We start from the raw sequence: 10,168 nt of genomic DNA, 5'->3' as shown, positions 1-10,168 counted from the left end.
CATTAAATTCATGTTTTGTATGGCTTGACCAGATGATCCTTTAACCAAGTTATCGACCGTTGCGATTATAATTGCTCTTCCTGGTACGCGATCTTCAAATACACCAATGACGGTATTATTTGATCCTCTAACATGACGTGTTGCTGGCACTACACCTTCGTCAACAATAGTAACAAATGGTTCTGATTGATAGCGGTCTATAAGGATTTCTCTTAAATCGCTTGCCGTTTTACCATCTTCTAGTGTTACATAAATTGTTTCTAACTCGCCGCGGTTCATAGGAACCAAATGCGGTGTAAATGTAAGAAGCACATCATCACCATAGGCGCGAGAGAGTTCTTGTTCAATTTCAGGTGCATGGCGATGCGATGCGATACCATATGGATGCATACCTTCAGAAACTTCAGTGAATAAATTCCCTTCTCTTAAACTGCGCCCTGCTCCCGTCACGCCCGACTTTGCATCAATGATGATACCGTCTTTGGAAATGGCGTGTTCATTCATTAATGGGATAAGCGCGAGAAGCGCTGCCGTTGGGTAGCAACCCGGACACGCAACAAGACGTGCATTTTTAACGTCCTCTCGGTAATGCTCAGTTAATCCATAAACCGCTTCTTTTTGAAGCTCTAATGCGTCATGTTCGCCGCCGTACCACTCCGCATAGGTTTCCGCGTCTCGAAGACGAAAATCAGCACTTAAATCAACGACCTTAACACTTCCTTGAATGGCATTTGCGTAATCCTCGGGTGTTTCAACGATCATTTCATCGATAAATCCGTGCCCTGTTTCATGAAGGATACCTTTAATGATACGCTGCGATGTTGCATGCGGAAGTGCGCAGAAAACGACATCAAGTTCAAGACCAGCCCATTCAACATCATCAATTGCCATTAAATTTGGCAATCCTTCGCCGCCAAGATGTGGAAAAACTTGTTCAATGGATTGACCCGCTTTTCGGTCAGCCGTTAAGAGGACTATTTCTACATTAGGATGACGCTGTAATAATCGGACAAGTTCTGCACCTGTATATCCACTGGCGCCTAAAATTGCCGCTCTTATTTTTGTGTCAGAAGTCGCAGAATGTGTCATGATAATATCCTTTTAAATAATATATTACCATATATCCCCATTCTGCGTTTTAAACAATCATTTAAGCAGCATTTTCACCGAGCAAAGCCGATATAAACTCATTCGATTTCGTCTGCAGGCTTTTCGCGAGCGTCTCTAGCTGCGAAGACGCGCTTGTTAGCTCGCTCACACTCTCAAGTGTTTTTCCAGCCGTTGTCTCAACTTGCTGAATATGCTGGGACACTTCTTGTGTACCTAAAGATGCTTCTTGTACATTTTGGCTAATTTCATGCGTTGCTGAAAGCTGTTCCTGAGTTGCGCTTGAAATGCTATCTGAAATTTCATTTAAATCACTGATAATATTTGATATATCCTCAACACCAGTCACGGAATGTGTGATCTTTTCTTGAATTTCGCTAATTTGTGCATCAATACTTCCTGTGGCATCTGCAGTTTGTGTCGCGAGTGATTTAACTTCACTTGCAACAACCGCAAAACCCTTACCGGCATCACCGGCACGTGCCGCTTCAATGGTGGCATTAAGCGCTAATAAATTGGTTTGCCCCGCAATGACATTGATCATTTTAATAACTTCACCAATGTTAATTGAAGACACTTTTAAATCATCAATTGTTTCTTTAGCACTCAATGCTTCTTCTGATGCTTTATCCGATTGTTTATTGGACATATCAACTTGCCTTGAAATTTCTTTAATGGATAAAGAATATTCCTCGTCAATAAATTTATTTTAAATTCATTGCAAAAAAGTCATAAAATTTAATTTCATACTTATTTACAGTTATTTAGAACAAAATATTAAACTTAAATTTTTCAATAAAAAACACCGCTATTCAATCAATAACAGCGGTGTTATTGGATTTTTTGATAGTATCAGTGTTCGATTCTATTACTGACCAAGCGCTTCATTTATTGCTTTATTGGCCTCTACATCAAGAAATTGATCTATTTCAATAAAATAGTTTTCAGGATCATAACCGATGACAATATCAATAAGCTCATTACCGTCACTATCACTTTCATGATAAAGTTCCTCATGACGGAATGTGAACCCTTCAACGGTCTTTAAGTGATCCCACCAAGCTTGTGCATTACTAACCATAAAGCCTACATTAACCGCCTTATCTTTGGTCGCTTCATGAATACCAGGACCATTACCGTCAACAAGTCCTAAGAAACCAGATGGGCTAGACCTATAAATATCCGAGAATGGCTGTTCCACTATTTTCTCTATACCGAAAGCTTCTGTATAAAATGTCTCAGCACGTTCAAGGTCATTATGATAAAGCCAATATATCCCCGCTTTGAACCCAAGATCGGTTGGGCGCGGGCTTCCTTGATTAGGATCTACATATAAATGTTCTAGCTTATCAAGAAGTGGCATAAAGTTAACATTTTCTGGATGCGGGGCAAAATGTTCAAATTCAAGTATATAACCACCGGGATCTGTAACTAAGAAACCGTTATGCGCACTATCACCAAGTGGCTTTGGCGGATTCCAGATTTGCATTTCCTGCTCAACCGCATATTTATACCAACCATCAACTTGATCCGTTAAAATCGCAATTGCAATTGTTTTTGCTTCGTCTGCGCTGTGCATTCCCCTGCCCGATCCATCATCATTTACAATCGTGATGAATGTCGTCGGTGAAAATTGGAAAATGGCAGCAAAACCCGGGAATTCAAAAACACTCTTGAAACCCATTTTATTATAATAAAAATCATATGCTTCATCATAATCTTTATAATATAAAAACGCATTATTCCCGATAATGTCACGTGTCATTTCTTTGACATCATCCATAGTAGGTGCCGGCTCTTCGCTCGTATTATTTTCTGAACAGGCGGCAAGAACACCAAAACCCATTACCAGAATAACTTTCATTAATTTTTTCATTTATATCTCCCTTTTCTGATGCAACTTTAATCACATGACTTAATAATTTCAATCACTTCCTCGATATCATCAGTTACGTGAACTAAATCAGGGTCTTGCGGATCGATGGTTTTATGTTTTATGAGGCTCTTTTCAATAAAAGGCCTTAGTTCGTTCCAATAATCGGTCCCCAATGCGATAACTGGAAAATTTTTAATTGTTTCCGTTTGCATCAATGTCAGCGTTTCAAATAGTTCATCCATAGTTCCAAAGCCGCCCGGCATCATAATAAATGCTTTCGAATATTTAACGAGCATCACTTTGCGCACGAAAAAAAAATCAAAAGTCACATCTAATGTCGTATAGGGATTAGAACCTTGTTCCATTGGCAATATTATATTGCACCCAATTGACTTTCCCTCTGCATCATGCGCGCCTCTATTGGCCGCTTCCATAACGCCTGGACCACCGCCCGTCATAACGGCATAACCATTTTTTGCTAATGCAAACCCAACATCCCGTGCCAAATCATAATATTGATCGCCTTCTTTAAATCGTGCTGAACCAAAAACTGTTACACATGGTCCAACATGTCTTAAATTTTGAAACCCTTTCCAAAATTCCCAAGTAATTTCAAAAACACGTCCTAAATCACGAAAGAAACCATGACTGCCAGCAAGAAAATTTTCATCTTTACAATTTTTATTCTTCATTCGGCCTTTTCACCTCTCCGGTATTTGACTTACCCTTTGTTTGTATAGTAGATTTTGAAAAGATCAAAATATTTATTGGGGAAAATTTATGAAATTCGCTGCACTTAAAATCGCTGCTGTATTAACGCTCATTCCAACAATTGCTTTTGCTCAGCTTGTAAAAAAAGATAGCACATCAGACCGTAATTATTTTAACGAAGATGGCTCAATGCGAATTGCCATAGCTGTTCAATCCCACCGACCCGGCTCTGGCGGAAAAAATGCCCTTGATGGACCAGACACAATGGCAAATTGCGGCATACAAGACATGCTTCGTGATATGGGGGCGAATGTTCGTTTATCCAGTGCAGAACTTTCAGAACGTGAAGAAACCGAATATGGTAGCTGGCGTAGAATGGGATATGCCAATGGTCGCCTAGCAGATAATGTTATGCAAAATGAAGCGGACGGTTATTTCACTGTCGGCTTTTTAGCAAGTTGTCCCTCTTCCCTCTGTATGCTTGGTGGTTTACAGCAATCATTAACGTCAACGGATACATCATCCGTAAGCATACTTTGGCTTGATGCCCACGCTGATTATAACACACCGGAAACAACACGTTCAGGATCAATGGGCGGCATGCCACTTGCCATTGCAAATGGCTTAGCGCTGCATCAGGTTCGTCGCGATTCAAAACTTGAAACGCCATTAACCTCAAAGCATATTGTGACGGCAGGATTAAGAGATGTTGACCCTATGGAGCAACATTTACTTGATAAAGCAAGAATTGAAAACATCACCGTTGATGCTATTCGCGGTCTTACACAGAATGTTTATGATCAAATGGATGCCTTAAGCAAAGTATCAGACAAAATTTATGTTCATATTGATCTTGATATTCTTGATGCATCTGAAATGCCTTATCACAACTATCCGACGGAAAATGGCCCCACAAGCTATGAACTTGCTGCCATGTTTAAAGATATCTTCCAAAAATATCCGAAAGCTGCCGCAATTGGGTTTGCGTCCATTCCAGCAAAAGATCCTGATAATATTGGCCTTAATGCCGTAAACCGTATGACCAAAGCTGCCGTCGAAGGCATAATGATACGCGAAGGAAAAGTGTAATATGCCACATTGCATTATTGAATATACAAGCGAACTTGAAGCTGCTCTAGACATAAAGGGTCTTGTCAATATGTCCTTTGCCGGCATTGAAGAAACGGGTCTTTTTGACTCTACCGCTATTAAAGTGCGTGCGACCAAAGTTGAATATTATAAATCAGGACTAGACCGCGATGATTTTATTCATTTGACAGTCAAAATACTTCCTGGACGAACCGATGAACAAAAACTATTGATAACAAATAACGTGCTGGAAAAGATAGCCCCTATTGTAGGCAATACCAAATGCACCAGTGTTGAAGTAGTTGATTTACATGGTCCAAGTTATAATAAGCAAATAAAATAAGTTTTTATTCGGTCGCTAGCTCTACGGCTTTTTCTGCATGGATTGCTGTTGTATCCAAAAGTATTACATTTGTATCTGATTGGTTTACAAGCATACCTATTTCTGTGCATCCAAGAATTACGGCTTCAGCGCCTGCTTTAGCTAGTCTTTCTATGATCTTTAAATATACTGCTTTCGATGTGTCTTTAATCTCACCAAGGCATAGTTCTTGATAAATCACATCATGAACGATTTTACGCTCCTCATCATTAGGCGTAATAACCTCTATGTTATGTTTATCAGTAAGTCTTCCTTTATAAAAGGCACGCTTCATTGTAAACGCTGTTCCAAGTAGTCCTACTTTTTTAAATTCTTTATCCTTAATGGCATCTGCTGTCGCATCGGCAATATGCAATATAGGTATTGAAATCTCTTCTTCTATCTTAGGAGCAACCTCATGCATTGTATTTGTGCAGATCATAACGAAATCTGCACCAGCCACTTCGACGTTTTTTGCGGCATCAATTAATATATCAGCAGTCGCATCCCAATCACCTAAATGTTGCAATTTTTCAATTGGTGCAAAATCAACACTGACCATTGCAATTTTCGCGCTATGAAGACCGCCAAGTTTCGCCTTAATGCCTTCGTTTAAGCCACTATAATAATGAGCCGTACTTTCCCAGCTCATACCGCCAATGAGACCAATTGTTTTCATGTGAAATTACGCCATTTCAGGATCTGTGAAATTAAAGAATGCTGTGGGCTTCATATCTCCCTGACGCATATAGGTGTCGATATTCCCTAGGTGATAGGCATAATGTCCATATAACGCCCAAAGAAAGCCCATTGCGCTATATTCGCCACCTTGGAACCAAACTGTCTTGGTTAAGTCCTCAGGGGTTAACTCCTTAAGCATTTCCATGCAATTTTCATGAATTTCACGACCCATTGCGACAAAATCACCGTCATAAACTGAATTGGTAAGCTCTTCATTGATTGGCAGTGGAATTTCTCCCCCGTCTTCAACACTTAATAGTGATCTGACGAAACCGTCTTCTGATGTCGTCAAATGAACATATAACCCTTTAATGGTAATATTTTCCAAACGGTCACCAAAGCTAACGCCCGGGCCATCCAAAGGAATCCATTCATATTTATCATCAGGTGTTTTATGAATATATGTTTCAACGAAATCAAACATCCGGTCAAACATTCTCATAAAACGATCAAATTCTGTCATTGGCATGATGGCCATGGGTTTATCTCCTTTGGGCTCTATCGATTTAACCCACTGTTACATGTCTATATTGATATATAAGTAAATATGGCATGGCTGGCAGTATTTCAAGCACTGCCGGCCAATTAAATTAATTCACAGAAATATTAACTGCTATTCCTTATAAATTTTACCGTCTTTCATTACGAAAATCACTTTTCGAATATTTTCTATTTTCTCAAGAGGACTGCCATCCATGGCAATAATATCCGCAAGCTTGCCTTCTTCAATTGCTCCAAGTGTATCTGCAAACCCAAGTAGTTCTGCACTATTAATTGTTGCCATCTTAAGGGTTTCTGATATAGGAATGCCTGATCTGACGAAATATTCTATTTCCCGGTAATTGGTACCCGCATTTCTACCGCGACCATCTATACCCGTTGCGATCTTTACACCCTTTTCATATGCCTTAAGTAAAGTTTTGGGTTGGCGCTCAACAAATTTCATACTATGCGCAGCGAAAATGGGATCAGTTTCAGGGTTGTGCGCACGCGCACTCGTTTCATCCAAATTTGACATAGTCGGCACAAATATCACATCCTTTTCAATCATCATGTCCATGGCTTCTTCATTCATGAATGTCCCATGTTCAAGGCTCCTAATATCATATTTTAGAACTTGCAATGAACTGTCACGCGTATGTGAATGTGTTGCGACCGGAATTTTATATTTTTTTGCGACATCAATAATTGTTTGAATTTCATCATCAAAAAAGATTGGCGGCCCATCCTAATTGGCACATAATTGCCCACCACGACAACTTGATCTTATTTTTATCCACTGTGCCCCCTCTTTGATCATGTCACGAGTGGTTTTGCGGCAACTTTCAATGCCGTTACATTCTCTGCCGTTTGCGCGACTTTCCACACCAATAATAATGCCGCCGGGTATTATGCGCGGACCAATAATTTCACCATCTTCAATCGCATCAATAACTTTATAAAGTGTATCATCACGCGCCCCAAGGTCACGAACAGTCGTAAACCCTGCCATCAACACTTTCCGGCTATTCTTTACCCCCATCAGTGCATGATCTGCGGCATTAGCCAGCGGGTTATTTAAATCCCCCTCTGCCATATGAATATGTGAATCAAATAACCCCGCCATAACGAACTTATCTCGCATATCAACAATTCTTGCGCCCGCAATTTCAACATACCCTGCTTCTATTGAAATAATTTTATTACCTTCAACGATTATTGACTGCATTTTAAGTGGTTCTTCACCGGCAATGCTTAATAATGTTCCTGCGTGAATAATGCTGACTTCACGCGCCTTTTGTTCATTCTCCTGTGCATACGACACAGCAGACATGATAAAAAACAGCATTAATGTCTTGAAAAAATACTTCACTTGTTCCTCCCTTTATAATTTTCTTTCAAGTATTGACCATTTCCATGGAAATATAAAGCTCTTCTTGATTGAATGATTTTTGTTTGTTATTCAGAATTAATGGAATTCGTCATAGATATTAAAAAAGGAAATATAACAAATGTCAGAGAATTATAAATTTTCCACATTATCGCTTCACGCGGGTCAAAACCCTGATCCCACAACGGGCGCTTGTGCAACACCGATTTATCAAACCTCGTCTTATAAATTTAATGATACGGCCCATGCTGCAAATTTATTTGGCTTAAGGGAATTTGGAAATATCTATACTCGCCTTATGAACCCAACCACGAACGTGTTAGAAGAACGTGTCGCCGCATTAGAAGGTGGCGTTGCTGCTGTCGCAACTTCAAGCGGACATGCAGCTCAATTCACAGTATTTCATATGTTGCTTGAGCCTGGTGATGAAATATTAGCCTCTAATAAACTCTATGGCGGATCTATTACCCAAATGGGCAATAGCTTTCAAAAATTTGGTTGGAATACAACTTTTGTTGATCCATCACCTGAAAATTTCAAGGCGTCCCTTAATGATAATGTGAAAGCCATCTTTGTGGAAAGCCTGGCAAACCCTGGCGGTATCGTCACAGATCTTGCAGGCATAGCCGCCGTTGCAAAAGAAGCGGGTATTGTCATGGTTGTTGATAACACACTGGCGACACCATATCTTTGTCGCCCAATTGAACATGGCGCAGATATCGTCGTTCACAGTCTCACTAAATTCTTAGGTGGGCACGGAAACAGTATTGGTGGTGTTATTGTCGATAGTGGTAATTTTGATTGGATGAAAAATGATAAATATTCCACTTTTTCAAAACCCTGTGACAGTTATCATGGACTTGTGATTGGAGATACGTTTGGGCCCGCCATGGGAAATATTGCCTTTGCCATTGCGTGTCGCGTTCTTTCTTTGCGTGATATTGGTCAATGCTTATCACCGCAAAATGCCTTTTATATTTTAAATGGCATCGAAACGCTACCGCTACGCATGCAGAAACATTGCGACAATGCATTAATGGTAGCAAACCATCTAAAATCACATAATAAAATTTCATGGGTTTCATATTCAGGGCTTGATGATGATCCCTATCATCAATTGCAGCAAAAATATATGCCAAAGGGTGGTGGTGCCGTAATGACAATCGGTTTAAAAGATGGTTATGATGCTGGTGTCAAAATGGTTGAGAGTGTTGGATTATTTACTCATCTTGCCAACATTGGTGATGCACGAAGCTTAATCATACATCCTGCTTCAACAACCCATAGTCAGCTTAGCGAAGCTGACCAAATCAAAGCAGGCGCAGGACCAGACGTCATTAGATTATCCATTGGCATCGAAGATGTGGAAGATATTATTGCCGATCTTGAAAAAGCGTTAAATGCATAAAGAATTTAATTGCCTGGCCCAATTTATTGGGCCAGAGCATCACCTATTGCTGTCGGCAGCAGACGAATACCTTCAAGGTATTTACTTTGATCCGCACAACCATCACCATTATCCGTAAACGAAAATAGATCAACATAAGTCACTTTTTCACCATCACAAAGTTTTTTAAGCTCGGCATTAAATTGTTGAGTTAGGACACTTACTTCCTTTGCCCCATCAATATTTACATCAACAACAGGCGCCGGTATGGAAACATAAATCGGATTTAATTCATGTTCACGAACCATAGCTAGACTATTATTAAAATATCCAGTAGCCAATCCAGTGACACTCTTAGCAATGTTATCAAAATTATTTTTTACATCCTGCAAAAATAAAGCACTAGGTATAAAGTCATTAGATCCGAAAGCCAAAAGAACATTTGTTTCTTTATCAAATTTTGAAAACTGATGATTTATAGACAATTTAAACACGCCACTTCCGCTTTGAGCAATTAACAACGCACGGTCATTAACTGTCCACTTGGCATCAAATTCATAATTTTGACCTTCAAAAGTAGCCTGTTGCCCTTTTAAAGAAAGGGCATTATCACCACCAAAGGCCCAAATTTTTTTAAGTTTTTTAGAAGTCTTACTTTTACTATTTTCTTTAAATTCTAATAGCTTAGTCATAAACCTTTTATAAGAACCGCAAAATTGCTTTGATACGACATTGGGCAAGTTCATAAATAAATTATCATCTAATTTTTCAAGATATTCTTTCGATTTATCATCATGACCTAACAAATGATTTAACACAGACAAGTTAGCAATTGAGACCGGATCATTAACATCGTTTGAAAGAACATCTTCATATTTTTTTATAGCTGCTTCGTAATCACCTTTGATCTTATGCACATCAGCTTGCTTAATATGAAACTCCATGATTGAGGGATCAGATTCAATTGCCTTAGCATAAGTCGCAATAGCATCATTAAATTGCCCACTAACCAATTGCACATCGCCA

The 10,168-nt window shown here is 39.4% G+C and carries 10 protein-coding genes and 1 pseudogene; 3 read left to right on the top strand and 8 right to left on the bottom strand.

Features of this window, described 5'->3' with window-relative positions:
- The 4 genes from argC to ACTF6W_RS09125 form a co-directional block, all read right to left on the bottom strand.
- The coding region (argC, locus tag ACTF6W_RS09140; RefSeq protein WP_438994234.1) for an N-acetyl-gamma-glutamyl-phosphate reductase at window positions 1-1,089 on the bottom strand (1,089 nt) is incomplete at its 3' end.
- Between the two features lie 61 nt (window positions 1,090-1,150).
- Window positions 1,151-1,756, bottom strand: a complete 606-nt coding sequence (locus tag ACTF6W_RS09135; protein ID WP_438994233.1) for a methyl-accepting chemotaxis protein — start codon at window positions 1,754-1,756, stop codon at window positions 1,151-1,153.
- A gap of 219 nt (window positions 1,757-1,975) precedes the next feature.
- Window positions 1,976-2,983, bottom strand: a complete 1,008-nt coding sequence (locus tag ACTF6W_RS09130) for a VOC family protein (RefSeq protein ID WP_438994232.1) — start codon at window positions 2,981-2,983, stop codon at window positions 1,976-1,978.
- Window positions 2,984-3,009: 26 nt separating this feature from the next.
- Window positions 3,010-3,675, bottom strand: a complete 666-nt coding sequence (locus tag ACTF6W_RS09125) for a TIGR00730 family Rossman fold protein (protein WP_438994231.1) — start codon at window positions 3,673-3,675, stop codon at window positions 3,010-3,012.
- An 88-nt stretch (window positions 3,676-3,763) separates the two neighbouring features.
- Here ACTF6W_RS09125 and ACTF6W_RS09120 point away from each other — a divergent pair, with 88 nt between their 5' ends.
- Together ACTF6W_RS09120 and ACTF6W_RS09115 are read left to right on the top strand one after the other, a co-directional pair.
- A complete protein-coding gene (locus ACTF6W_RS09120; protein ID WP_438994230.1) occupies window positions 3,764-4,783 on the top strand; it encodes an arginase family protein in 1,020 nt (339 codons plus the stop codon).
- A gap of 1 nt (window position 4,784) precedes the next feature.
- Window positions 4,785-5,126: a 5-carboxymethyl-2-hydroxymuconate Delta-isomerase gene (locus ACTF6W_RS09115; RefSeq protein ID WP_438994229.1), complete on the top strand. Its 342-nt coding sequence runs from the start codon at window positions 4,785-4,787 to the stop codon at window positions 5,124-5,126.
- Between the two features lie 4 nt (window positions 5,127-5,130).
- Here ACTF6W_RS09115 and ACTF6W_RS09110 read toward each other — a convergent pair whose 3' ends face one another.
- From ACTF6W_RS09110 to ACTF6W_RS09100, 3 genes and pseudogenes are all read right to left on the bottom strand, one after another.
- The gene (locus tag ACTF6W_RS09110) at window positions 5,131-5,823 is read right to left on the bottom strand and encodes an aspartate/glutamate racemase family protein (protein ID WP_438994228.1); all 693 of its coding nucleotides are present in this window, start codon (window positions 5,821-5,823) and stop codon (window positions 5,131-5,133) included.
- A 6-nt stretch (window positions 5,824-5,829) separates the two neighbouring features.
- Complete coding sequence (locus ACTF6W_RS09105) at window positions 5,830-6,363, bottom strand: DinB family protein (RefSeq protein ID WP_438994227.1); 534 nt, start codon at window positions 6,361-6,363, stop codon at window positions 5,830-5,832.
- A 135-nt stretch (window positions 6,364-6,498) separates the two neighbouring features.
- Window positions 6,499-7,491 (bottom strand): annotated as a pseudogene (locus ACTF6W_RS09100) (amidohydrolase family protein).
- A 385-nt stretch (window positions 7,492-7,876) separates the two neighbouring features.
- Between ACTF6W_RS09100 and ACTF6W_RS09095 the strand changes: the two are divergent.
- Window positions 7,877-9,163, top strand: coding sequence for an O-acetylhomoserine aminocarboxypropyltransferase (locus ACTF6W_RS09095; RefSeq protein ID WP_438994226.1), 1,287 nt, complete (start codon window positions 7,877-7,879; stop codon window positions 9,161-9,163).
- 23 nt (window positions 9,164-9,186) lie between these two features.
- On the opposite strand, the gene ACTF6W_RS09090 is transcribed toward ACTF6W_RS09095, so the two are convergent.
- Window positions 9,187-10,168: SGNH/GDSL hydrolase family protein (locus tag ACTF6W_RS09090; protein ID WP_438994225.1), on the bottom strand; the 982-nt coding region annotated here is incomplete at its 5' end.

Origin of the sequence: Pseudemcibacter sp. (assembly GCF_965661635.1) — a bacterium.
GTDB lineage: Bacteria > Pseudomonadota > Alphaproteobacteria > Sphingomonadales > Emcibacteraceae > Pseudemcibacter.
The sequence above is the reverse complement of the archived record's forward strand: the minus strand, read 5'-3'. Positions and strand labels throughout refer to the sequence as shown.